Annotated in this window: 21 protein-coding genes; 3 read left to right on the top strand and 18 right to left on the bottom strand. The window is 65.5% G+C overall.

What is annotated here, in order from left to right; genetic code table 11:
- Positions 1–56 precede the first annotated feature (56 nt).
- The 13 genes from QVN30_RS10065 to QVN30_RS10005 form a co-directional block, all read right to left on the bottom strand.
- A complete protein-coding gene (locus QVN30_RS10065; RefSeq protein ID WP_289836261.1) occupies positions 57–866 on the bottom strand; it encodes a Cof-type HAD-IIB family hydrolase in 810 nt (269 codons plus the stop codon).
- Positions 867–978: 112 nt separating this feature from the next.
- Positions 979–1,599, bottom strand: coding sequence for a recombinase family protein (locus QVN30_RS10060; RefSeq protein WP_289836260.1), 621 nt, complete (start codon positions 1,597–1,599; stop codon positions 979–981).
- 147 nt (positions 1,600–1,746) lie between these two features.
- Positions 1,747–2,913 (bottom strand): toxic anion resistance protein, encoded by a 1,167-nt coding sequence (locus tag QVN30_RS10055; RefSeq protein WP_289836259.1) that lies wholly within the window; start codon positions 2,911–2,913, stop codon positions 1,747–1,749.
- A gap of 48 nt (positions 2,914–2,961) precedes the next feature.
- Positions 2,962–4,053 carry a hypothetical protein gene (locus tag QVN30_RS10050; protein WP_289836258.1) on the bottom strand — a complete coding sequence of 364 codons (1,092 nt, stop codon included), beginning with the start codon at positions 4,051–4,053 and terminating at the stop codon, positions 2,962–2,964.
- Positions 4,053–4,742: a hypothetical protein gene (locus QVN30_RS10045; RefSeq protein ID WP_289836257.1), complete on the bottom strand. Its 690-nt coding sequence runs from the start codon at positions 4,740–4,742 to the stop codon at positions 4,053–4,055. The genes QVN30_RS10050 and QVN30_RS10045 overlap by 1 nt, the downstream gene beginning before the upstream one ends.
- A 10-nt stretch (positions 4,743–4,752) precedes the next feature.
- Positions 4,753–6,498 carry a VWA domain-containing protein gene (locus QVN30_RS10040; protein ID WP_289836256.1) on the bottom strand — a complete coding sequence of 582 codons (1,746 nt, stop codon included), beginning with the start codon at positions 6,496–6,498 and terminating at the stop codon, positions 4,753–4,755.
- A gap of 155 nt (positions 6,499–6,653) precedes the next feature.
- Complete coding sequence (locus tag QVN30_RS10035) at positions 6,654–7,340, bottom strand: copper homeostasis protein CutC (RefSeq protein ID WP_289836255.1); 687 nt, start codon at positions 7,338–7,340, stop codon at positions 6,654–6,656.
- A gap of 45 nt (positions 7,341–7,385) precedes the next feature.
- Positions 7,386–7,577, bottom strand: a complete 192-nt coding sequence (locus tag QVN30_RS10030; RefSeq protein ID WP_289836254.1) for a hypothetical protein — start codon at positions 7,575–7,577, stop codon at positions 7,386–7,388.
- Positions 7,578–7,756: 179 nt separating this feature from the next.
- Positions 7,757–8,458 (bottom strand): ABC transporter ATP-binding protein, encoded by a 702-nt coding sequence (locus tag QVN30_RS10025; protein WP_204562946.1) that lies wholly within the window; start codon positions 8,456–8,458, stop codon positions 7,757–7,759.
- Positions 8,458–9,333 (bottom strand): ABC transporter ATP-binding protein, encoded by an 876-nt coding sequence (locus QVN30_RS10020; RefSeq protein ID WP_289820616.1) that lies wholly within the window; start codon positions 9,331–9,333, stop codon positions 8,458–8,460. The genes QVN30_RS10025 and QVN30_RS10020 overlap by 1 nt, the downstream gene beginning before the upstream one ends.
- Entirely contained in the window at positions 9,326–10,414 is a 1,089-nt protein-coding gene (locus QVN30_RS10015) for a branched-chain amino acid ABC transporter permease (protein ID WP_204562948.1), read from the bottom strand. The genes QVN30_RS10020 and QVN30_RS10015 overlap by 8 nt, the downstream gene beginning before the upstream one ends.
- Positions 10,415–10,422: 8 nt before the next feature.
- On the bottom strand, positions 10,423–11,304 hold the full coding sequence (locus tag QVN30_RS10010; RefSeq protein WP_204541529.1) for a branched-chain amino acid ABC transporter permease: 882 nt from the start codon (positions 11,302–11,304) through the stop codon (positions 10,423–10,425).
- A gap of 90 nt (positions 11,305–11,394) precedes the next feature.
- Positions 11,395–12,654: an ABC transporter substrate-binding protein gene (locus tag QVN30_RS10005; protein WP_239283464.1), complete on the bottom strand. Its 1,260-nt coding sequence runs from the start codon at positions 12,652–12,654 to the stop codon at positions 11,395–11,397.
- Positions 12,655–13,182: 528 nt separating this feature from the next.
- Between QVN30_RS10005 and QVN30_RS10000 the strand changes: the two genes are divergently transcribed.
- Entirely contained in the window at positions 13,183–14,520 is a 1,338-nt protein-coding gene (locus QVN30_RS10000; RefSeq protein WP_204541531.1) for a homoserine dehydrogenase, read from the top strand.
- Between the two features lie 287 nt (positions 14,521–14,807).
- Positions 14,808–15,188: a hypothetical protein gene (locus QVN30_RS09995; RefSeq protein WP_087202299.1), complete on the top strand. Its 381-nt coding sequence runs from the start codon at positions 14,808–14,810 to the stop codon at positions 15,186–15,188.
- A 26-nt stretch (positions 15,189–15,214) separates the two neighbouring features.
- Here the strand turns inward: QVN30_RS09995 and QVN30_RS09990 are convergent, their stop codons facing one another.
- From QVN30_RS09990 to QVN30_RS09970, 5 genes are all read right to left on the bottom strand, one after another.
- On the bottom strand, positions 15,215–15,610 hold the full coding sequence (locus QVN30_RS09990; protein WP_289836253.1) for a metallopeptidase family protein: 396 nt from the start codon (positions 15,608–15,610) through the stop codon (positions 15,215–15,217).
- A complete protein-coding gene (locus QVN30_RS09985; protein WP_066833258.1) occupies positions 15,610–16,434 on the bottom strand; it encodes an alpha/beta hydrolase in 825 nt (274 codons plus the stop codon). The genes QVN30_RS09990 and QVN30_RS09985 overlap by 1 nt, the downstream gene beginning before the upstream one ends.
- Before the next feature lie 63 nt (positions 16,435–16,497).
- Positions 16,498–16,854, bottom strand: a complete 357-nt coding sequence (locus tag QVN30_RS09980; RefSeq protein WP_087202295.1) for a hypothetical protein — start codon at positions 16,852–16,854, stop codon at positions 16,498–16,500.
- A 64-nt stretch (positions 16,855–16,918) separates the two neighbouring features.
- Entirely contained in the window at positions 16,919–19,966 is a 3,048-nt protein-coding gene (locus QVN30_RS09975; protein WP_289836252.1) for a LuxR C-terminal-related transcriptional regulator, read from the bottom strand.
- Positions 19,933–20,202 (bottom strand): hypothetical protein, encoded by a 270-nt coding sequence (locus tag QVN30_RS09970; RefSeq protein ID WP_289836251.1) that lies wholly within the window; start codon positions 20,200–20,202, stop codon positions 19,933–19,935. Before QVN30_RS09970 ends, QVN30_RS09975 begins: the two co-directional genes overlap by 34 nt.
- Before the next feature lie 165 nt (positions 20,203–20,367).
- Here QVN30_RS09970 and QVN30_RS09965 point away from each other — a divergent pair, with 165 nt between their 5' ends.
- Positions 20,368–24,111 carry a phosphoribosylformylglycinamidine synthase gene (locus tag QVN30_RS09965; RefSeq protein ID WP_289836263.1) on the top strand — a complete coding sequence of 1,248 codons (3,744 nt, stop codon included), beginning with the start codon at positions 20,368–20,370 and terminating at the stop codon, positions 24,109–24,111.
- Positions 24,112–24,305 lie beyond the last annotated feature (194 nt).

The raw sequence follows: 24,305 nt of genomic DNA, 5'->3' as shown, positions 1-24,305 counted from the left end.
AGATGCGGCCGGAACGGCGCGAAGATCGCGGGTGCCCGCTCCGATACCGCAGGACATCAGATCAGGTCGAAGTGCTCCAGCGCACGGGCCAGCCCGTCGTCATCGATGTCGCCGCACACGTAGTCGGCGGCGGCGCAGGCGGCGGGATCGCCGTTGCCCATGGCGACGCCCGTCGCGACGAAGCGCAGCATGTCGGCATCGTTCTCGCCGTCCCCGAAGGCCATGGTCTCCTCGCGCGCGATGCCGTACAGGTCGAGCAGGGCCCTCATGCCCGCGACCTTGCCGCCCCGGGCGGGAACGATGTCGTACGCGCAGCGATGCCAGCGGGTCGCCTTGCAGCCGGGCAGACGGCGCATCAGGTCGTCCTCGCGCAGGGAGTCCTCGTAGACGATGGCCTTGAGCACCTTATGGCCCGGCAGCGGCACGTCGACGGGCGGCACGGGCGTGGACACCTCTTCCTCCACCCTGCGGACATGGTCGTTGATGAAATTGGCGTACATCCGGGTCGACTCGTAGAACAGGATGGGACGGCGCCGGGCGGAAAACTCCTCGAGCAGCACGTCCAGGTCACGTCCCCCGATGGGATCGGAGAAGACCACGTTGCCCCGGGCGTCTCGGGCCTCCTGGCCTCCGACCAGCACGTATCCGTCGAAGTCGAGTCCGTCGAGAGGAAGGAAACCGAATTCCGGCAGCGAGCGCCCCGTCGCCACGAAGACCTTGCACCCGCGGCGGTGCAGCTCTGCCAGAGCCGCCACGGTACTCGGCGGAACGCGCCCGGCGCGATGGGAAACGAGCGTCCCGTCGACGTCGAAGAACACGGCGCGGGGCGCCGGGGCCAGCTGGCACCGCTGTTCGTAATCGGTCATGAGACGGCCCTCCTGCCTGCTCGATCCTGTCGCTGCGCAGATTATAGCGTGCGCGCCGGGAACGTGCGCCGCCGTTCGCCTCGCCCCCTTGGCGGACATCCCGCGAACCGCGTCACGCCGTCGCCGGCCGAGGCGCGCGGTCGTCTTTGATCCAGCGGTCGAACGTGCTCACGCACACGCCGAGCTGCCCCGCGGCGGCCTGGCGCGTCGTCTCCCCGCGCAGATACGACGCCTTGACCGCCGTGTACGACGCGGGTTTCGCCTTCCTCGGCCTGCCGAATTTCACGCCGCGCGCATGCGCCGCGGCGATCCCCTCGGCCTGCCGTTGCCGGATGTTCTCGCGCTCCACCTGCGCCACGTAGGAGAGCAGCTGAAGCACGATGTCGGCGATCAGCATGCCCGTCACGCCATCATGCTCGCGGCGCGTATCCAGAAGCGGCATGTCCAGCACCACGATGGCCGTGCCCTTCACGCGCGTGATGATGCGCCATTCGTCGAGAATCTCCTCGTAGTTGCGCCCCAAGCGGTCGATGCTCTTGATCACCAGCACGTCGCCGGGCTCCAGCGCGTCGAGCAGCCTGCGGTAGGCCGGCCGCGCGAAATCCTTTCCGCTCGCCTTGTCCGCAAACACCCTCTCCTCCTCGACCCCAAACGCGCTCAGCGCGTCCATCTGCCGATCGAGGTTCTGCTCGCGCGTAGAGACGCGCGCGTATCCGTACACCCTGTCTGCCATGGTTCTTCCTTCCTTACGCGGTACACGAACAGGGGCGGTTGCTCGGCGTATTCGCCAAGCAACCGCCCCTGTGCAACAGCGTAGAAAGGGCACCTGCACTGGGTGGCATGACAGTGAGGCAAAGGGATTGTCGCCCCGGCCGCTTGATTACTGGCCGGCGGCCTCGAGCAGGGCGGTCTTCAGGTCGGACTCGATCTGGCGCATACGGCCCGCGGCGTCCTCGCGGGCAGCGCGGCCCTCCTGCTGGATCTTGATCGTCTCGTTCAAGGTGTCGATCAGGCGCTTGTTGACCTCCTCGAGCGTCTCGATGTCCACGCTGCCGCGCTGCGTGGCGCGCTCGGCGTCGACCGCACCCTGCTGCAGCGCCTCGGCGTTGGCGCGCAGCAGCTTGTTCGTGGCGTCGTCCACATGTTTCTGCAGGTCGAGCGCGGCGCGCTGGTTGGCCAGGCCGAGCGCGATCACCATCTGGGACTTCCAGAGCGGAATCGTGGTCGAGATGGTCGTGTCGATCTTGTCCGAGATGCTCTTGTCGGCGTTCTGCAGCAGCTTGATCTGCGGCGCCATCTGCAGGCTCACGATGCTCACACGGTCCAGATCGTCCAGACGCTTGTCGAACCGTTCGAGCTTGTCCTTGAAGTCCTTCAGCACCTGCGCGCCCATGGCGTCGCCGGTGGATGCCGCCTCGGCCTCGAGCGCGGGGAGCTGCTCGGCGCGGAAATCCGCCAGCGCCTGGCGGCCGGCGGCGATATAGACCTTAAGCGAGCGGTACTGGTCGACATTGCGCTGGTACATGGTGTCGTACATGGCGATATCGGCGATCATCTGCGCCTGTGCGCGCTCGAGCTTCTCCACCACCTCGTCGACCTGCGGGGCCACCTTCTGGTAGGTCCGGCGCAGCTTGTCGATACCCACCACGACCTTGCCGATGATGGGGATCTGCTTCACGCCGGAAAGCTCGGCGCTCTCCACGTCGACCAGAAGCTCGCGCAGCAGCGCCCCGGCCTCGCCCGTAGCCTTGTTCGACGTCTTGGCGAGCACGTTGTCGGCGAAATCCGACATGGACCGCTGGGCGTCGCGCGCATAGGTGCTCTCGATGCCGCTCTTAGTGAAGTCGATCGTGGCGGCGAGCTCGCGGGCGCGCTGCTGGTCGGCAGGCGAGAGCACGACCGCCGGCGGCTCGGCGGGGGTGACGGGCGTCGCCGCCGGCTGACCCGCACGCGCGGCCCCCTGCGAGGCCGCGATATCGGCCAAGCTGACTCTCTTTGCCGGCACAGCCTGCGCCTCGACGGGCATGACCTCGTTATTCGTATCCATAGCACTCCCCTTTCGCGAGAGGTTCTCCAGCGTATCGAAGCGGGCGCGTCACGACCCGCTGACCACCTCGATCAGGCGCTGCATGGCCGCGGGCGCGGGAAGCTCGACCGCCGCGGGCACGCGCTCGGCAATGCCTGTCACCTCAAAGCGCTCGGCGCCGTCGGTGCCGAGCTGGGACGCGCCGCGAAAACCGTGCCGTTCCCAGGCGAGCTTCTGCACCTCGTCGCTCATCAGAAACTCGCTGAGCTGCTCGCCCGCCTCGTCGAGCGCCATCAACACGTGCGTCGACCAGACCGTAGGCGTGGTGTAGGCCACCACGAGCGTATCGGCCACCTGCTCGAACAAGTCCGGCTCGTTCACGGACAGGTCGAGCACCTGGCTCTCGTAGCCCACCATCATGGGTTTGGACCCCTCGCCCAGCGTGAGGAACTGGCGAAACGAGTCCTCTGAGCTCGTCTCCATCCAGCCGGATTTGGAGAAGACCTTGCGAATGGACTCCGCGTCGCGCTCGACGGTCTCCACCGTGGCGGGCTGCCCGCCGGCAAGCGAGTTGGCGATCAACGCCGCCCATTCGTTACCCGAGTTGGACTCGGCCGGGTCGGTGCTGTCGATGCGGAACTGCCCATAGCCCGCGGCGTAGCCGAGGTCGACCCATGTCTTGTCGGCGAGCATGGCGGAAACCGCCGCGTCGACATCAAGCGTGTAGATGTCGCCGTCTTTGGCCATGATGCCGGAGCCCACCAGCGCGTCGGCAACGTCGCGATAGGTGTAGATCACGATGGGCGAGTTGAGCACGATCTGCTCAGAGACGGGCTCGATCCCCCGCTCGTGGCCGTACTCGACCGCCGCCTGCGACGAGGGGAACAGATAGCTCATGCCCTCGATCGAAGCGTCCATCATGGCGAGCGAGCCCGCCTTGCGGTAGTCGATATCGAGCCCCGCAGCAGCTGCGAGCTCGGTAAACTGCGCGTCCTCAAACAGCGAGACCTTCTCGCCACCGAGGTATCCCGAAACCGTCGTGGGCTCCGCCACGGGCTCCGGTGCGGGCTGGGCCTGGCGCATGACGAACACACCGCCGATGATCGCCACCGCGGCGAGCACGCAGACCAGGCCGACGATCTTGCCCTTGGACCCCTTCATCATCTCTCCCCTCTGCCGGCACGCGCGGCCCCGGCAGCCGTATCGGTATCGCCTTTCACGTCGGCGCCGTCTGGTGCAGCCGGCTCGTCCGGGCGGTAGCCATCCATCTCCATCAGGCGTTTGATGGCCTCCGAGCTCGCCTCGAGATCGGCCGCCTTGGAGCCGGTCGCCCGCGCGAGCTCGCCTTGCGCCGCGCCCTGCAGCGCGCAGAGCGCCTCGATCGCGTCTTCGCGCGCACCGTGCACGAGCTCGGGCGTGGCCAGGCGCTCGACGCTCAGGTACCCGTCGAGCATGCGCACGCACTGCTCGCCGTAGGTAGACAGGAAGTGCGCGAGCCTACGGTAGGTCGCCGGCTGCTCCTCTACGCAGGCGATAAGCGCCTGGATATCGTGCTGCAGATCCTCGGTTTCGCGTCCGACCTGCGCATCGCAGATCTTGGCGCGACGCCGGCCGATCTGGCGATCGAGTTCGCGCGCCGCGTCGATGCGCTCCGTGGCGGCCTCGCCGTCGGGCAGCATGCTTGCCACCACGCCGCCGAGCTTGCGCTCGGGCTTCAGCAGTTGGCCCACGCCGACATAGAGCAGCGCGGCCGCGGCCAGACCGGCCACGATGCCGACCACGCCGCCCACCGCGACGATGCACGCCGCACCCGCGACAACACCCAGAAACGCCCCCAGTACGTACCCCACGGCCGCGTCCCTAGTTGTAGCCCTTGACCTGGCGGAACACATCGGCCAGGTCGCCCTCGCGCCCGTCGAAGGTCCGCCCGTTGGTGAGCGTCGTCAGCTCGTCGAGCTGGGTGGGATCCGCTTCGCCGAACATGATGGAGAAGATCGGCACGTCAACGCCCGCCTGCTCGTAGGCGGACACGAACTCGTCGCGCGCGTATGTGTCCGACTGACCGTCGGTCATGAGCACAATCGCCACTGTGTAGCCACCGTCGGCCACAGCCTGGCGCGCCAGGTCGAGCGCAGTCGAGAGGCCCGAGTACATGTCGGTGCCGCCGATCGCCTCACGCGAGCGCACGTAGTCGAGCAGCGCCGCCGTATCGGACCCGTTGGCGGTAATCGGGCTATCGACCACATGGGTGAACGGGATGAGCACGTTGACGTCGCCCTCGTTGGGCTGGATGAGCGCCTCGGCGGCAAGCGTCGGGTCGAGTGCCTGCTCAAGACCGGCGACGACCCCCTCCTTACCCGCGCCGAGCATCGAGCCGGAATAGTCGACCACCCACAGCGTGTAGGAGGGCTTCTTCAGGCCGGTCTGGTAGAGCGTGAGCGCCTGCGAGATCACCTCGCCCGCAGGCAGCGGGATGGACTTCAGCACACTCGCGTCCGGCACGATGCCCCATGCGGGGTTGAAGGCCGCCGCGACCTCGGCGTCGTCCGCGTGGACCACCTTGCCGCCCAAGCCGCAGCGCCTGCCCACGCGCTCGAGCTCGAGGGTCGCCGTGTCGTCGGCCAGCGCCTGCTGGATTGCGGAAAACGCCGCTTCGGCCTGCTCGCCCTGCCCGTGGTCGACATAGGCGAGCGGACTGTCGGACACCGCGATGCCGTCGGCCGGGTACACCACGACCATCGGCTCGTGCCCGGCCTCCTCAAGCTCGCGATTCGCCTGTGACACGAGCGATTCGTAATTGACCATGGCCTGATGCGTGTCCGGATCGGCCACGACCATCTCCTTCAGCCAGTCGGAGGAGCCCGACGAGCGGTCCACGCCCGAAAGCAGGCTCGCAACCTGCCCGGTGAGCTGCCCGTTGGCGAGGTCCTCAGCGGTCAGCGGGCCGTCGGTTCCCGACAGCGCCGTCAAAAACGCTAGGTAGGCCGACGCGCCGCTGTTGGACTGCGTGGCCGATGTCATGGCAAAGGTGAGCTTGCCCTCCTGCACGGCGGCCAGAATCTCGGCGGTCGTGGGCGAGGTCGTCTCTCCGTCCTCGTCCGCCCAGCCGAGCTCGATCGCCTTCGATTTCGCGATGCCGAACACCACCGGCGTGGTCGAGGTCGACTGCGCGTCGCGCACGATATGGTGCGTGTCGCCCATGGTGATCCACATGGAGGACGCCGGCCACACCGCGTCGTAATCCTCGCCGCCCGCCTCGAGCACATCCATGATGTCGAGCGAGCCCATGTAGTGCATCTCGAGCGCCACGCCGGTCTTGCCGACTGCGTACTCGATGGCCCGCGCGGCCTCTTTGTTCTCCGATCCGGACGCGACCCGGATGCGCGTCTTCGCCGACCCATCGGCCGGTTCGAACAGCTGCACGGTGCCCGAGGTCTGCACGTCCACGTCGGCCACGTCGGCTTCCGCCTCGTGCGTGGCCTCCTGCTCCGCAGCCTCGGAACCGCTCGTATCCGGCGCACCCGAGCACCCGGTCAAAAGCCCCAGCGCCAGACAGAAGACGAACATGCAGGCAATGGCGACAATGCGCGATATGGGCCGCTTCATACGAGACCTCCGAACGTTGTGGTCAGGCCATCGTATCAAACGCACATCAGGGCAATGTAAGCCGGCGTGACCGTAAGGCAGAGAAATAGTCACCCCGGGGCAGTCGGTTAGCCGCCCCGGGGTGACCCTTCCTCTGTCTTGCCGTCACGCCTCAGCTAGCGGATGTTGACGATCTTGGTTCCATGGGCCTCGGGCGCGCCGATACCGGAGACAACCTCGCCCACGTTCTCGTAGGTGATACCGGCACCCGGCAGGATGATGAGGCGGCCGGCTGCATACTCGGTGAGCTCGCGCAGGCGGTCGATGTTGCCCATGATGGGGGTTCCGGCCACGCCGCCGTGGGTGAGGATGCGCGTGACGCCGAGCTCGGCGAGGGCATCGATCGCGGGCTTCTGGGCCTCGGGCGGCAGCGCGTCGAAGGCCATGTGGAACGTCACGTCCAGATGCTCGAGCTCGAAGGCGTCCGCCGCGCTCTCGGCCACGGTCATCAGACGCGCGCAGGCCTCCTCGTCCAGCCTATAGCCCTGCTGCTCGTCGCCGAGCAGGCAGCCGAACACGATGCCGTCGGCCTCCGCCTCGCATGCCGAGAAGATATCGGTCTCCATCATGGCGAGCTCGACATCGCTGTAGACGAAATCGCCGCCGCGCGGACGGATCATGCACATGACGCGGGCACCGTTCTCGTGAGCATAGGCCACCGTCTGCTCCACCACGCCGAGCGAGGGCGTGGTTCCGCCCACGGCCAGGTTATCGCACAGCTCGATACGGCGCGCGCCCGCCTCGATGGCAGCCGGCACGTCCGTGAAGTTCTCGGCGCAAAACTCGCGCAGGATGTCGCTCATCTGGATCCTTTCCTCATGTCGATCGGCAAAGCGGCAGGGCCGGCCTCAGTGCGGGTCGTCCTTCTGGTCGGCGACCCAGCAGATAGCCAGCGCGATCGTCAACACCAACCAGTACGGAACCATCGCGACCTCCCGCCTCTTTCCGACAGTGTAGCGCGAGTCGGCGCGCTCGCCGCGGTCAAGGGCGAACGGCGGCACGGCATCGGCACCGGCGCTGGCGCAACACGACACCGGCACCGATGCCGAGCAGGCCCTCGCCCGCGCCAGCGCCCTCCAAGCGCACGCCCCTACCCTCACGAAAAACGCCCGCCGCCGCCCCATGAGGACAGCCGCGGGCACACGCACACCAAAAACGCGCCCCCAGCCGCCCGGAATCGGGCTGCTGGGGGCGCGTGTCGCGGCGGGTGGCAGGCGTATCAGCCTCCGAGGTACGCCTTGCGCACGTCGTCGTTGTGCAAAAGCTCCTGACCGGTGCCGGTCAGCGTCACCTTGCCGGTCTCCATCACGTAGCCGCGCGTGGCGATGGACAGCGCCGCCTGGGCGTTCTGCTCGACGAGCAGGATCGTAGTGCCCGCCTTGTGCAGCGCCTGGATGATCTCGAAGATCTGTTCGACGAGAATGGGCGCGAGGCCCATCGACGGCTCGTCGAGCATGAGCAGCTTGGGGTTGGCCATGAGCGCGCGCCCCATGGCGAGCATCTGCTGCTCGCCGCCCGACAGCGTGCCGGCGATCTGGCGACGGCGCTCCTCAAGGCGCGGGAAGTGCGCGTAGACGCGCTCGAGGTTGTCGGCGATGGTCTCCTTGGGCTGCGTGTAGGCGCCCATGTCGAGATTCTCCTCCACCGTCATCTGCTGGAAGATGCGACGACCCTCGGGTACGTGCACGAGCCCGTGCTCCACGATCTTCTCGGCGGACATGTGCATGATGTCCTCGTCCATGAACTTGATGGAGCCCGAGCGCGAACGCAGCAGGCCGGAGAGGGTCTTCAGGGTCGTGGACTTGCCGGCGCCGTTCGCGCCGATGAGCGCCACGATCTCGCCGTCGTTCACCTCGAAGGAGACGTTCTTGATGGCGTGGATCGCCCCGTACCACACGTTGATGTTGTAGACGGACAGCACTATGCCTCAGCCTCCTTCTGCTTGCCCAGATAGGCCTCAATGACCGCGTCGTTTTGCTGGATCTCCTCGGGCGTGCCCTTGGCGATGATCTTGCCGAAGTTCAGCACGCAGATGCCCTCGCAGATGTTCATGACGAGGTTCATGTCGTGCTCGATGAGCATGATCGCGATCTGGAACTGGTCGCGGATCTTGACGATGTTCTCCATGAGCTCAGCCGTCTCGGACGGGTTCATGCCCGCCGCGGGCTCGTCGAGCAGCAGCAGCTTGGGGTTCGTGGCGAGCGCGCGCACGATCTCCAAGCGGCGCTGGGCGCCGTAGGGCAGGCTGCCCGCCTCATGGTCGGCCAGGCCCGCCATGTCGAAGATGTCGAGCAGCTCGAGCGCGCGCTCGTGGTAGAACTTCTCGCTCTTCCAGTGGTGGGGCAGGCGCAGGATGCTCGTCGCCATGCCGCAGTGGTGCTGGTTGTGCAGGCCCACGGCGACGTTCTCCTCCACCGTCAACGTGTTGAACAGGCGGATGTTCTGGAACGTGCGCGCCACGCCGAGCTGGTTCACGCGCGCCGGGTTCATGCCGGCGGTGTCGTGGCCGTCGACCATGATGGTGCCGCGCGTGGGCTGGTAGACCTTGGTGAGCAGGTTGAACACCGTGGTCTTGCCGGCGCCGTTGGGGCCGATGAGGCCGCAGATCTCGGTACGGCCGACGGTGATGTTGAAGTCGTCGACCGCCTTCAGGCCGCCGAAGTCGATGCCCAGGTGCAGGCACTCGAGCGCAGGCGCGCGGCCGAGATCGCGCTCGGGCATGATCGACACGCTCGGCACCGGGACCATCTTGGTGTTCTCACGGCGGGCGCGGGCGAAATCGCTGAACTTACTCATCGGCCTCACCGCCCTCCACGGCAACGGCGGGCGCCTTGGGCCCCTTGCGCAGGCGGCTGCGGACCGCATCGGCCAGGCGCTGGTAGATCTTGGTGTGCGGCACGACCATTACGAGGATGAGCACGACGGCGTAGATGAGCATGCGGTAGTTGTTGATCGGGCGCAGAACCTCGGGCAGGACCGTGAGGAACGCGGCCGAGACGATGGAGCCGGAGATGTTGCCCATGCCGCCGAGCACCACGTACACGAGGATGAGGATCGACTGGTTGAAGTCGAACTGCGACGGCGTGATCGTGGAGTAGTTCATGGCGTACAGCACGCCCGCAGCACCCGCCAGCGCGGAGGCGACCGTGAAGGCCATGAGGCGGTACTTGGTGACGTTGATGCCCACGCTCTCGGCGGCGATGCGGTTGTCGCGCACGGCCATGATCGCGCGGCCGTCGCGGCTGTGCATGAGGTTCAGCACGACGGCGACGGTGACGAGCACGAGCAGGATGCCGAGCACGAACGTCGAGATCTTGTCGATGCCGACCGCGCCCTTGGGGCCGTTGACGAGGATGACGCCCTGGTTCATGCCGAGCGACGCCGTGTCGGTCATGGAGAAGTGCAGGCCCGCGTCGTCAACGCCGATATAGAAGTTGTTCAGCAGGTTCTTGATGATCTCGCCGAACGCCAGGGTCACGATAGCGAGATAGTCGCCGCGCAGGCGCATGACCGGGATGCCGACCAGAAAGCCGATGATGCCCGCAGCGATCGCACCGACCACCGCGGAGCCCACGAACAGCAGGATCTCGGACTCGACGCCCATGCGCGCCAGGCAGCCGGCGACGACGACGCCGGTGAAGGCGCCCACGCTCATGAAGCCCGCATGGCCCAGCGAGAGCTCGCCCGACACGCCGACGACGAGGTTCAGCGACACGGCCAGCGACACGTAGGCGCAGATGGGGACGAGCTGTCCGGACAGCGAGTTGGAGATGAGGCCCATGCCGTCGAGCAGGGTGACGGCCACGAACGCCACGATCACGATCGCGTAGGTGATGATCGTGGAGCGCGTCTGGGGCTTTAATGCCTTGATACCCATGTTCCCACCTACACCTTCTCGTTCACTTGCTTGCCGAGCAGGCCGGCGGGACGGATGAGCAGCATGACGATGAGCACCGCGAACACCACGGCGTCGGCGAGCTGCGTGGAGATGTAGGCGCGCGCCAGGATCTCGATGATGCCGAGCAGGATGCCGCCGAGCGCCGCTCCGGGGATGGAGCCGATGCCGCCCAGGACGGCCGCGGTGAACGCCTTGATGCCCGGCATGGAGCCCGTGGTGGGCATCAGCGTCGGGTAGGCGGAGCACATCAGCACGCCCGCGATGGCCGCCAGACCGGAGCCGATGGCGAACACCATGGAGATCGTCGAGTTGACGTTGATGCCCATGAGCTGTGCGGCGTCGCGATCCTCGGAGCAGGCGCGCATGGCCTTGCCCATCTTGGTCTTACCGGTGAACAGCGTGAGCGCGACCATGATGACCACGCAGGCCAGGATGGTGATCACGGCGGTGGCGCTGATGGTGAGACGACCGTCAAAGAGCTGCAGCGCAGGCAGGGCGATGATGGACGAGAACGACTTGGGGTCGGAGCCCATGATGATGAGCGCCGCGTTCTGCAGAAAGTAGCTCACGCCGATGGCGGTGATGAGCACGTTCAGCGACGGGGCGTTGCGCAGGGGCTTGTAGGCGAGACGCTCGACCAAGATACCGAGCACCGTGCAGCCGACGACCGAGAGCAGAACACCCGCGAGAGCTGGGAGCCCCAGGTAGCTCACGGCGCAAAAGCAGATGTAGGCACCGACCATGATGACGTCGCCGTGCGCGAAGTTGAGCATCTTGGCGATGCCGTACACCATGGTGTAGCCCAAGGCGATGATGGCGTACACACTGCCCAGGCTCGCGCCGTTGATGATGTTGGCGAGAACTTCCATGGCCCCTCCTTTCTTCCAATTCATAAACCGAAAGCGGAGGCCGCCCTGCGGCAGGCAGCCTCCGCTCAATCCGTACGTATGCGTTAAGCCTTAGGCATCGAGCGGCATGTAGACGCCGTCCTGAATGACCATGCCCATGGGCTGCTTGGAGATCTCGCCGGTATCGGACCAGGTGGCAGCCTCGCCGGCGGTGGTGAGGCCCGTGAACGAGAAGTCACCGGAAGTGAAGACCTCGACGAGCGCGTCGCAGATGTCGGAGTAGTCCGTATCGGGGGTGACACCAGCCTGCTCGAGCGCGCTCTTCAGCGCGTAGATGCAGTCGTAGGCGTCGGCGGCGAACTGGTTGGGGGTCTCGCTGGCGACCTCCTCGAACTTGGCGACGAAGTCCTGGGTGGCCTCGTCCTCGGCGGTGGCGACGAACGGGGTCAGCAGCATGCAGCCCTCGGCGAGCGAGGTGTCGAAGCCCTCGACGGTCAGCAGGCCGTCCATGCCGTCGACGCCGAACCACTTGGGCGCATAGCCCATCTGGTTGGCCTGGGTGAGGATCAGCGAGATCGGGGTGTAGTAAATCGGCAGGAACACCAGGTCGGCACCGGCGTTCTTCGCGTCGTTCAGCTGCACGGAGAAGTCGGTCGCGGAGTCATCGGTGAAGGTGGTCTCGGACACGATCTCCAGACCGTCGGCCTCGGCCTCGGCCTTGAAGCTGTTGTAGATGCCGGTGGAGTAGGTGTCGGAGTTGTTGTAGATGATGGCGATCTTGGTGCCAAGCGCCTGCTCGGAGATGTACTGCGCAGAGGCCGCACCCTGGTTGGGGTCGGTGAAGCACATCTGGAAGACGTTCTCCTTGCGCGGCGTGGAGATGTTGCCGTCCGCGTCGGGCTGGCCGCCGATGACGTCGGTCGAGGAGCCGGACGGGGTGATCTGGAACATGTTGTCGGCGTTGGTCTCGGAGGACACGGCCACGCACGGGGTGGTGGTGACGGTGCCCATGAGGATCTGCATGCCCCAGTCCTTGAGGTTGTTGTAGGCGTTGACGGAGCGCTCGGCGTCGTTCTCGTCGTCCTGGAAGTTGAGCTCGAACTGGATGTCGCCGCCCTCGGCGTTGATCTCGTCGACAGCGATCTGGGCGCCGTTCTTCACCGCGTTGCCGTAGATGGCCGCAGCGCCGGTGGTGGGTCCGATGCCGCCGATCTTGAAGGTGGCGCCGGACGCGGAGCCCGACGAGCTGCCGGCGGACGACGAGCTGTCGTCGTTGGAACAACCGGCGAGCACGCCCGCGGCGCTCAGGCCGACGAGGCCCGCGACCAGGGTCCTACGGCTCATCGACGGATTGAAAATACGGCTCGACATGTGCTTCTCCTCTCACATGAAGCCGGGCCTCATCGGCCCTGCGTTATCCCCTACAGATGCCACGGCGAGCCGAGAGGCCATCTTCCCGAAATCTCGCGTCTCGTGGTTCGGTTTACCTTACTCGTTTTGTGTAAAAAACGTAAGGTGGCTTTTGACAAAAGGGCGTGTCCGCGCAGGTGAGTGCTTGCTCGCACTAAAGTCGACCTGCGGTTTTGGCGCCCTTATCATGCAGACCCCCTGTGTTACATCTTGGTTACGCGCGCGCGTGCCTAAAAGACATTTGGGCGCCGGGCCGCTCAAATGGGTATGCGGCACACAACGCCGTCGTTAGAATGACAAGGAAACACCGATCGATTGCTTTCGCGGCGGTCGGTTCCGTGGCGAGGCGGATGCGGGCGAAGGCGAGGAAGGCGCAGTTGCGCTGCGCCGACGCAGCCTGAGCCCGCAGGCGCCCGCCACGGGGCCGACCGGCGCGGAATGAATTGATCGGTATTTCCCAAGAACATCAATCCAAGCGAAGGAGCACCTATGGACAGCACCGCACGCACCGTAAACGTCGGCCTCATCGGCCTGGGCACCGTGGGCGGCGGCGTTGCCCGCCTCATCGAGCGCCATCGCGACGAGTACCTCAAGGCCTACGGCATCGACCTGCGCCTCAAGAAGGCCAGCGCGCTCGAGCCCGGCCGCGCCGCCGAGCTCGGCATCGCGCCGGAGAACTTCACGACCGACTGGCACGACGTCGTCGCCGACCCCGATATCGACATCGTGATCGAGCTCATCGGCGGAGACCACCCCGCCACCGAGATCTTCGAGGCGGCGCTGACCTCCGGCAAGCACATGGTCTCCGCCAACAAGGCGCTGCTCGGCCGCCATGTGGAGCGCCTGGCCAAGCTCGCCGCCGAGCACGGCGTCCAGATCCGCTGCGAGGCCTCGGCGGGCGGCGGCATCCCCATCGTGAACGCGCTCGAGCACGCGCTCGTGGGCAACGAGATCCTGACCGTGGCCGGCATCCTAAACGGCACGACGAACTACATCCTCACGCGCATGGCATCCGAGGGCCTCGACTTCGCCGAGGTACTCGCCGACGCGCAGCGCCTGGGCTACGCCGAGGCGGACCCCACGGCCGATGTCGACGGCTTCGACGCCGCGAGCAAGGTGGCGATCCTGTCCTCCATCGCCTTCCACACGCGCGTCACGACCGACGACGTGTTCCAGGAGGGCATCCGCAACGTGTCGGCCGCCGACATCGCGCAGGCGAAGAGCCTGGGCTACGTGGTGAAGCTCCTGGGCATCGCCCGCAACACCGCCGACGGGGTCGACGTGCGCGTGCACCCCACGATGATCCCCGCCGACCACATGCTCGCCAGCGTGAGCGGCGCGATGAACGCCGTGTACGTGGTGGGCGACGCCGTGGGCGAGACCATGTTCTACGGCGCCGGCGCGGGCTCGTTCCCCACCGCGTCGGCCGTGGTGGGCGACGTGCTGGCGCTCGCCGACGCCATCTCCCACAACGACAAGGTCCAGGCGGAGATCGAGCCCTACCAGCGCGTGCTGCCGCTGCGCCCCATCGATGAGCTCGAGACCCGCTACTACGTGCGCCTGCTCGTGAAAGACGAGGTGGGCACGCTGGCGCCGGTGGTCGACGCCTTCGCCGCGCACGGCATCTCGATCTCGCAGATCAACCAGCTGCAGGACGGCGACGGCAGCCGCTGCTCGGTCGTGTTCCTGACGCACACGGCGCGCGAGCGCGACATGGCGGCCGCGCGCGCCGCGCTCGAGGCGCTCGACGCGGTGGAGTCCGTCGCGAGCGTCATCCGCATCGAGGACGTCGCCTCCTGGGCCGACGGAGCCGAGAAGAACGACTAGGCAGACGCTGCTCGGATGGGTCAAATGGCCCATCCGCCGGAATTCATGAAAAAGTACGTAGTCGATCTTGAGCGACCTGCGGCTTTACCGAAACAGCCCCCGCTTATTCATGAATAAGCGGGGGCTGTTTGCTCCAAAGGCGCGAGCAGGCGTCGGAGATCCATGCGATTCGGAGCCCTGCGCCCCGTAATCACGTCACCATTATGGTACGCATAACAATTCCCGCGCATCAAAGGGAACCTAGAATGGTCTACTACTTTATGGGTCCGCACATCTCAAGGAGCACTATGGCCTGGATTCTCACCGCCGTCGTCTACGTGCTGGTCGCCGGCGCCTCGGCGTTCGCCGTCTTCTCCGGATCGCCGTTCAACCTGGTCACCCTCGCGGCGGCCTGCCTTGCCGCCGGCTTGCGCACGGCATTCATGATGCACATCTACAAGATGCAGGGCGCGCTTCCCGCACGCCATCACGGGCTGTCGCTCAACGTTCTGGTGGCCGGCGTGTGGATCTACATCGAGACGGCCCTCGCCTGCGTGCTCGCCGTCTACGGCATCGGCCTGGTCTGCGCGCACGAGACCACGAGCTCGGCGGCCATCGGCGTCGCCTTCGCCGCGTTCCCGGTGGGCCTCATCCAGCCCTGGAAGGCGCCGAGCGCGACCGAGGGATAAGGGGCGTAACCGTCAGAAATGGGCGCCTAATAGCCCATCGCCTCGAGAACCGCCTCGTCTTTGCCGAAGAAATGGCCGATCTCGTGGATCACGGTCTTGCGAACCTCGGCGTGGATGGCCTCGCGCTCCTCGAAGCACCGCTCATGGGGCCCTTTGAAGATAGTGATCACGTCGGGCACGTCGCCTTCGCCGTAATACACGCCGCGCTCGGTCAAGGGAATGCCGTCGTACAGGCCGAGCAGCTCGTCGTCGCACACCTCGGCCAGATCGCTGTCGATCGCGGTGAGCTGGTCGTCGTTCGGCTCGTCGGCAACCGTCACGATCACGTTGTCGAGCGCCTCGAACAGATGGTCGGGAATCTCGTCGAGAGCATCGGCCACGACGCCCTCGAACTCTTCGTCGGTCATGCGATACATCGGCATCAGCCCTCGTCCAGCCACTCGAGCGCCAGGTCGAGCCAGCGCGCCACGTGCGCATCCACGTGCTCCTCGTCGGCGCCGGTCTGGTCGGTCGCGAGCGACAGGCCGTGGCGGCCATGGTGGAAGATGTGGCAGTCGACGTCCACGCCCACGCTAGTGAGCGCCTCGACGTACACCAGCGTGTTGGACACCGAGACGAAGCCGTCGTCGGCCGTGTGCCAGATGAACGTGCGCGGCGTGTCCTTCCCCACCAGCATCTGCGCCGCAGCGTATCCGGCGTCGTCGGTCAGCGCCTGCGCGTACACGTCGTCATTCGGCCAGCCGCAGGAGAAGTCGATCACCGGATACCCCAGGATCTGCGCCGATACGGACAGGTCGCGCCCGAGCCGGCCCATCTCCAGCGCGAACGGCCAGTCATGGGCGACCGAGGCGTACACGGCGGCCAGGTGCCCGCCGGCGGAGAAGCCCGCGAGCACGATACGGTCCTCGTCGATGTCCCACTGCTCGGCGTTCTCGCGCACCTCGAGCACCGCGTGCGCCAGGTCGCGCAGCGCATAGGGCAGAAGCGTCTTGTCTTGGGCGGCCTCCGCCGGATCGAGCACGGTGTAGTCGAGCACGAACGCCTGGAACCCGCGCGCCGCGAACGCGAGCGCCACCGGTTCGCCCTCGCGCTCGGAGCACATGTGGTACCCGCCGCCCGGGCAGATGATCACCGCGGGGCGCAGCCGACCCGCCTGAGCGGGGATGTTGTCCTGGAGATAGCAGGTGAGCGTCGCCACCTTGTCGCCGTAGTCCTGACGCGGCAGATCGATGGTCATGAAGCGCATGGGGTTTCCTCTCGTGTTGTCGACAGTCTAAGAATACCCGCTCGCGCCCCGCTCATTCCGAGGCTATTCACCCGTCCACATCACCTGTCCCGCCTCATCGATCAACCCGGTTGCCAGCGCCTCCCAATCACGCTGACGATACGCCTGGACGTGGCGCTCGACAAACTGAGCCGTGATGTCGTCACCTTCGTCATCCAGGACCTGAACGTCCCGTTCGGAAGCCTGCTCGAACACGATCTGCATCGTCTCGCGAAACTTCTCGCTCTGAGCAATCTCACGTACCAGCTGCTCTTCGGAAACGGTAGGCGGCTCCCACGTCTGCCGCGCGGGCGCAAGCACGTCGCGGGCCATGGCGCCGAAACCGATAACAATGGCGACGGCGATAAGAATCCCTATGATCGATTTCGCACGTTTCATCATCTGCCCCCTTAAGCGAGATCTCCACTCATTCTGCCGCGCAAACACATCTCTATGATGCAAGGGCTCATCGACGACCCTGTTCGACCATGTACAGCAATGCCTCGGCAAGCTGATTTCTAGAATGAACACCCAGCGTGCGATATGCCGATCGAAGCTGGGACTTCACGGTGTTCTTGCTGACAAACCTGTCTGATGCGATGCCGTTTGTCCGAGTTCCACTGGCGTACGATACCGCGACTTCAGCCTCCGCCCGAGAAAGGCCTGCCTGCTGGGCGATCTCGACGAGCGCCGCCCGACCACGCCTCACTAAATCGCTGCGCACGCCCTCTTCTCTCAACAAGGAAACCAGCGCCCAGCATCCCATGGGCACCGCAAGCGAGAACAGCACATACACCGCATTGCCGGCGCTTCCGGCAAACCATCCGAGAACAAGCGTTGCGAATGGAGAGGCTGCGACACCTACAAGAAGGGGAATCAGCATCGGAAGCATGACCGCCCGCCCTGCGCCCTGAGGCATACTCTCGAATGCAAGGGCACCCTGAAGCACGGCCCCCATCATCGCAATGGATATGATTCCCCATCCAAAAGCATCGATGAAGCCGCCTGATGCGCCTAAAAAGATGAGCGCGCATGGGACCGCCAACAGGGAAACGAGCGCTGGGCGCGTGCGGAGCAGGCTCGTCTGAGCCAGCCGACCCTGAAGGAGAAGCATGACGATGCGGGTCATCAATCCAATGACGCATGCAACGAGCAACGAGCCGATATCCGAGCGAAACGGCACCCCACCCCGGGCAATCGCCAATCCGACGCACCCCTCCCACATTCCACATGCAAGCAAGGCGAACTGCCGAAGCGCATCGATGCGCTTCCATTCCGTGAGACGGCACGGCATCGAACCTGTGGGCGATGCGGTCTTGTCCGCACAGTCAATCCCGCCTTGGACGCTGTCAATCCCGCCGCAAGCGATGAGGCGAGCCGCAATCGAGCACATTCCAGACAGGGCGATACACGCGACCGAAACGAACATGTCTGAAGCGCCAAGCGCTCCCGCGATCAGCAGGGCGATAAAGGCAGAAGGGATGGAGGCGATCCAAGCCCAACAAGCATGGCGTAACACAAGCGCATTCGTGCGGATCACAAAGGTGGCGTGGAATCCTATGAGAGCAATCGACACCAGTGCAGCCAGCAGGCTTATCCCCGAGCGCACATGCGATATGTCAAAGAGGTTGCGCACGGCATCTTGCGTATCCAAGGGTCGATCCTCTGGAAGCAGCAATACCCATACCACCAGGCAGAGCAGCAGACAGCACCCAAAGCATCCCATGAGGCGGAATCGACCAGCACTGTCACCCGTGATAATCTTGCCTCCCGCGCGCTTCGCGAAAACAAAGTCCCTACCAAATATCGAGCACGCAATCACGAGAAGCATAAGACCGACCGGCACCTGCTCTGCAATAGCGCGGAAGTAGGAGGCCCCCTGCAGCGAAACTACGCGCATCGCCGCAGCAAGCCATGAAACCGCCAGCGCTATCACCGCCGCAGCGGAAAGGGCTTGCCCAACGCGCGTCGTATTCTCTGGAACCAGCGTTTCCCTTGGTGAAACGAGGTTCTTCGATGCCCCCTTGTGCCATTCGGGCGTACGATCTTCGATGTAAAGCGAAACGGCATCTTGTGGGATGTCTCTCGTCATCTTATCGATCGCCTCGGCCCGGTTCTTCACACCGAGCTTTACATAGGCGCGCGACGCATAGCTCGCCACGGTCGACTTTGCCAGGCCAAGGCTCCGCGCGGTAGCCGCGAGCGATTGTCCGTCACCGATGCAGGACAAAACTCGAGCTTCTCCGGAAGACAGCGCCCAGTTTTCCCTCATCCATTGCACACGCGACCCATCAGCGCCCTCTCCATCCGGCCCGGCCGTTCCCTCAACGTGATCAGGATCATCAACGCAGCCATCGGAACGACGACGTAACGCAAGCATTCCTATTGCATACAAGGCCAAAAACACAATTCCGCAGCTCAGGATATCGCGCGTCGTCGCCGCATAGAGCGCGGACGTAAGAAGCATCGCCGCAACTGAATATACGGGAAGCAGTATGAGGGCGCGCGCAACCGCCGGAGCGTCAATCCCGTCAGACTCGCCATGTACGGCAAGCCGCATCATCGCTACCGTCACTAACGAAAGAGCCGCATGAACAAGCGCGGCGTCGTGCCCGCCGCAGAATCGCGCCACTTCGATTCCAAACGTCCACACCGCCACACAGCAAAACGTGCGCAGAACCGATGCGCCGTCCACCTCAACGTGCCAATAGCGAGAAGACAGGGTCATCGGCATGACCACCAGCAGCGCTCTGAGAACGATGAAAAGATACGGATGCGATTCCGCTCCCCACGGCATTTGTGCCGTGGCGTTCACCGCATGTGCGACCTCACCATATGCAGCGCAAAGCATGAGCAGCGGGAGGCTCCGCAGCATGATATCGGGCACGTGCAGCACATAGCGAATTTGACCGTCAAGCGGCTGAGCGCGCCTCCGTCCCGCACCAATAGAAATCGCTCGGCACGCAAAACCGAATCCGACCACGTAATACGCCGACATTCCGCCAAGGAGGAGGAGAACGAACAGCCCTATGAAAAGGGTGGTCGCCGCAGTCATCAAGAAGCGCGGTCCACGCCCCTTCGCAATTGTCACCACGTCGCAAACCAGCACGCCCAACGTCAGCACGCGCAAGATTCCAGTGACCGCAACCATGCCGCAGGCAGCTGTCGGCGCCGAACCGATATGCGCTGCAGATAGCAGCGCATACACAAACAATCGCGTGGCAGAAGCCGAGCCCCACGTCCTCACGCGGTACGAGCGCCACCAAAGCGTGCAGACGAGAAGAGCCGTCAGTCGAACGACAACATGGTAGGCGGGAAAATCAAGGTCGATGCTCCACGCCACAAAACCCGACAGGAAAAGATCCTGACCGGAGAGATTGACAAGCCCCACGCAAACCTGCGCAAGATATCCGACGGCGAGGGCGAGGTATACCGCATCGGGAACGTTCGACAACTTAGGCGACACTGCCCGAATCGTTCTCATGCTTTCTCCGCCCTTTCCAAAGCGCGCCATGATGGTGACAACATGCCGCCGATCAAACGCTCTATCAATATGGCAAACAGGGGCTCTTCATCTTCTTCATAAGTGTATTGATGTTCCAGCACGCGTATGCCGTACGGCAAGGGTGAAATGCGGTTTTCCCAGACCTTTGCGAGATCTGCGAGTGGCCACCGTCCTTGACTATCCGAAATCCCGCCTTGCAGATACATCTGCTCCGGCTCATCCCCGTGAAACACCGGGCACCGCATGGGCTCTCCGCGCGAATGTCCGTGCGGGCGCACCGTGCCCGTAGCATCTGTCGTATCATGAAAGGGTTATCAAACCGCATGGCTGAAGGTACCGGGCGCCTGCGCGCCATCCGGCATCCGCTGCCCGCGGAACATGACCGCATCTGCACAGGAAGGCAGGAATCAATGGTCCAACGCATCTATGTGGAGAAGAAGCCGGGCTTTGACGTCGAAGCTTCGCAGCTCAAGTCCGAGCTCGTGAGCATCCTCGGCGTCACGCGCCTCGAGGGGCTTCGCCTCCTCAACCGCTACGACGTCGAGGGCGCCGACGAGGAGCTATTCGCGCGCTGCACGCCTGTGGTGTTCTCCGAGCCCCAGGTCGACGTCACCTATGATGAGCTGCCCGAGGTGCCCGGTGCCACCGTGTTCGCCGTGGAGTTTCTGCCCGGCCAGTTCGACCAGCGCGCCGACTCCGCAAGCGAATGCATCCAGCTGATCTCCCAAGGCGAGCGCCCGACCGTGCGCTCCGCCAAGGTCTACATCCTCACCGGCGAGCTTTCCGATGCCGACATCGAGGCCATCAAGCACTACGTGGTGAACCCGGTCGAGGCGCGCATCGCCTCGCTCGACAAGCCCGAGACGCTCACCACCGAGATCCCCGATCCCGAACCGGTCGAGGTGCTCCACGGCTTCTGCGAACTCGATGAGGCGGGCCTGTCCGCGATGATCTCCGATCTGGGCCTGGCCATGGACGAGGCCGACATCGCGTTTTGCCAGCAGTACTTCCGCGGCGAGCATCGCGATCCCACCATCACCGAGATCCGCGTGATCGACACCTACTGGTCCGACCACTGCCGCCACACCACCTTCGGCACCGTGCTCGACGAGGTCGCGATCGATGACGCCGTGGTTCAGGCCGCCTTCGACCGCTACATGGAGATCCGCCATGAGCTCAGCCGTGACGAGAAGCCGGTGTGCCTCATGGACATGGGCACCATCGGCGCCAAGTACCTGAAGAAGACCGGCCAGCTCAAGAACCTCGACGAGTCCGAGGAGATCAACGCCTGCACAGTCAAGGTGACCGTCGACGTGGACGGCGAGGACCAGGACTGGCTGTTCCTGTTCAAGAACGAGACCCACAACCACCCGACCGAGATCGAGCCGTTCGGCGGCGCGGCGACCTGCATCGGCGGCGCCATCCGCGACCCGCTGTCAGGCCGCAGCTACGTCTACCAGGCCATGCGCGTCACCGGCGCCGCAGACCCCACCGTCCCGGTGGCGGACACGCTCGCCGGCAAGCTGCCGCAGCGCAAGCTCGTGACCACCGCCGCCGCGGGCTATTCGTCCTACGGCAACCAGATCGGTCTGGCAACCGGCCAGGTCTCCGAGCTCTATCACCCCGGCTACGTGGCCAAACGCATGGAGATCGGCGCCGTCGTGGGCGCCACGCCCGCCGACCACGTGCGCCGCGAGTGCCCCGCGCCCGGCGACAAGATCATCCTGCTCGGCGGCCGCACCGGCCGTGACGGCATCGGCGGCGCCACCGGCTCGTCCAAGGCGCACAACGTCGAGTCCATCGAGAAGGACGGCGCCGAGGTCCAGAAGGGCAACGCCCCGATGGAGCGCAAGCTGCAGCGCCTGTTCCGCCGCGGCGACGCGTGCCGCCTCATCAAGCGCTGCAACGACTTCGGCGCGGGCGGCGTGTCTGTCGCCGTGGGCGAGCTTGCCGACGGCCTGTACATCGACCTGGACCAGGTGACCAAGAAGTACGAGGGCCTGGACGGCACCGAGCTTGCCATCTCCGAGAGCCAGGAGCGCATGGCCGTGGCCGTGGCCGAGGACGACGTCGACGAGTTCATGGGCTATGCCGCCGAGGAGAACCTCGAGGCCAACGTCATCGCCGAGGTCACCCATGAGCCGCGCGTCCGCATGGCGTGGCAGGGCGTGGCCATCGTCGACCTCACCCGTGAGTTCCTCGCCTCCAACGGCGCCCCCAAGCACCAGGCCGCACATGTCGGCGCCCGCTCCGTGTGGCAGCCGGCCTGGGGCGGCGAGACGCTGTCCGAACGCATGAGGAACCTGGTCGGAGACCTCAACGTGTGCTCCAACAAGGGCCTCTCCGAGCGCTTCGACTCCACCATCGGCGCGGCGACCGTGCTCATGCCCTTCGGCGGGCGCACGCAGCTCACGCCGGCCGAGGCCATGGTCGCCAAGTTCCCCGTGGACGGCGAGACCACCACGGCGTCCGCCATGGCATGGGGCTTCAACCCCTTCCTGATGGAAGCCGACCAGTTCGCCGGCGCGTACCTGTCGGTCGTCGAGTCCGTCTCCAAGCTCGTGGCCGCGGGCTTTGCGCACGAGGACGCCTACCTCACGTTCCAGGAGTATTTCGAGCGCCTGCGCACCGAGCCCGAGCGCTGGGGCAAGCCCGTCGCGGCGGTGCTCGGCGCCCTCATGGCGCAGGTCGACCTCGGCATCGGCGCCATCGGCGGCAAGGACTCCATGTCCGGCTCGTTCGAGGACCTCGACGTGCCGCCCACGCTCGTCTCGTTCGCCGTGGCCGTGGGTGAGGCCTCCGGCGCCGTGTCACCCGAGTTCAAGGGCATCACGCACCGCGTGGTGCGCATCGCCCCGTCCGTCTACGGCGAGGACTGGCGCCCCGACGCCGCCCAGCTGCTCGACACGTTCAAGCTCGTCGAGAAGCTCGCCGACGCGGGCTGTGCGCTCGCCATCTCCACGCCGGGCTACGGCGGCAGCGCCGAGGCGCTGTTCAAGATGTGCCTCGGCAACCAGATCGGCCTGGAGCTCGCCGAGGACGTCGACATCGACAGCCTGTTCGAGCCGATGTACGGCAGCTTCATCGTCGAGCTTTCCGACGACGCCGACGAGGTGCTCGCCGGCGCGCCCGACGACCTCGTGATCGAGCCTATCGGCACCACGGTCGAGGCGTACGTGCTCGACACCGCCGACGAAACCATCGACCTCGCTGAGCTGCAGGAGGTCTGGGAGAGCGCCATCGAGGGCGTGTTCCCCTACCGCACGCCTGCCGACGAGGCCTCGCAGCTTCCCACAGTGGAGCCTGTCACCTTCAGGGCTTCCGCGCCGCATGTGTACACAGGCGAGAAGTTCGCACGCCCGCGTGTGATCATCCCCGTGTTCCCGGGCAACAACTGCGAGTACGACACCGCACGCGCCTTCCGTGCCGCAGGCGCGGTGGCCGACACGTTCGTCATCAACAACCTCACGCCCGAGGCGGTCGCCGAGAGCACGCGCGAGCTGGCGCGCCGCATCCGCGAGAGCCAGATCGTCATGATCCCGGGCGGCTTCTCCGGCGGCGACGAGCCCGACGGCTCCGCCAAGTTCATCACGGCGTTCTTCCGCGCGCCCGAGGTCACCGAGGCGGTACGCGAGCTGCTGCAGAGCCGCGACGGCCTGATGCTCGGCATCTGCAACGGCTTCCAGGCGCTCGTGAAGCTGGGGCTCGTGCCCTACGGCGACATCGTCGACGCCACGCCGGATGCGCCCACGCTGACGTTCAACACCATCGGCCGTCACCAGAGCCGCCTGGTGCGCACGCGCGTGGCGAGCAACCTGTCGCCCTGGCTTTCCGCCTGCACGCCCGGCGACGTCTACACCGTCGCCATCTCCCACGGCGAGGGCCGCTTCGTCGCCAACGACGAAGTGCTCGCCAAGCTCGTGGCGGGCGGTCAGATCGCCACGCAGTACGTGGACGAAGCCGGCGTGCCCTCCATGAACCTCGACGTGAACCCGAACGGATCGGTTGCCGCCATCGAGGGCATCACCTCGCCCGACGGGCGCGTCTTCGGCAAGATGGGCCATGTCGAGCGCCGCGGCGAGGGCCTGTACGCCAACGTCCCGGGCAACAAGTTCATGCCAATCTTCGAGAGCGGCGTAGCGTACTTCGCGTAACGAGGCGTTCCCTGCCCGCAAGGGTATTGTTGGAGCGCTGGGGCGGTCCGGAAGTGAATCCGGGCCGCCCTCTTTTTGGCGCATCGGGCCCGCAGCACCGACCCTGCGCAATGGGTTGGTTGGGGACGGGTTCGTTCCAACCCATATCGGCCCCGGAAGGCGCCCAGAGGTGGCTCCGCCGCCCAGAATTGCTG

Origin of the sequence: Collinsella ihumii, assembly GCF_030385545.1 — a bacterium.
In the GTDB taxonomy this organism is placed as follows: domain Bacteria; phylum Actinomycetota; class Coriobacteriia; order Coriobacteriales; family Coriobacteriaceae; genus Collinsella; species Collinsella ihumii.
This window is presented reverse-complemented; position numbering and strand designations above follow the sequence as displayed.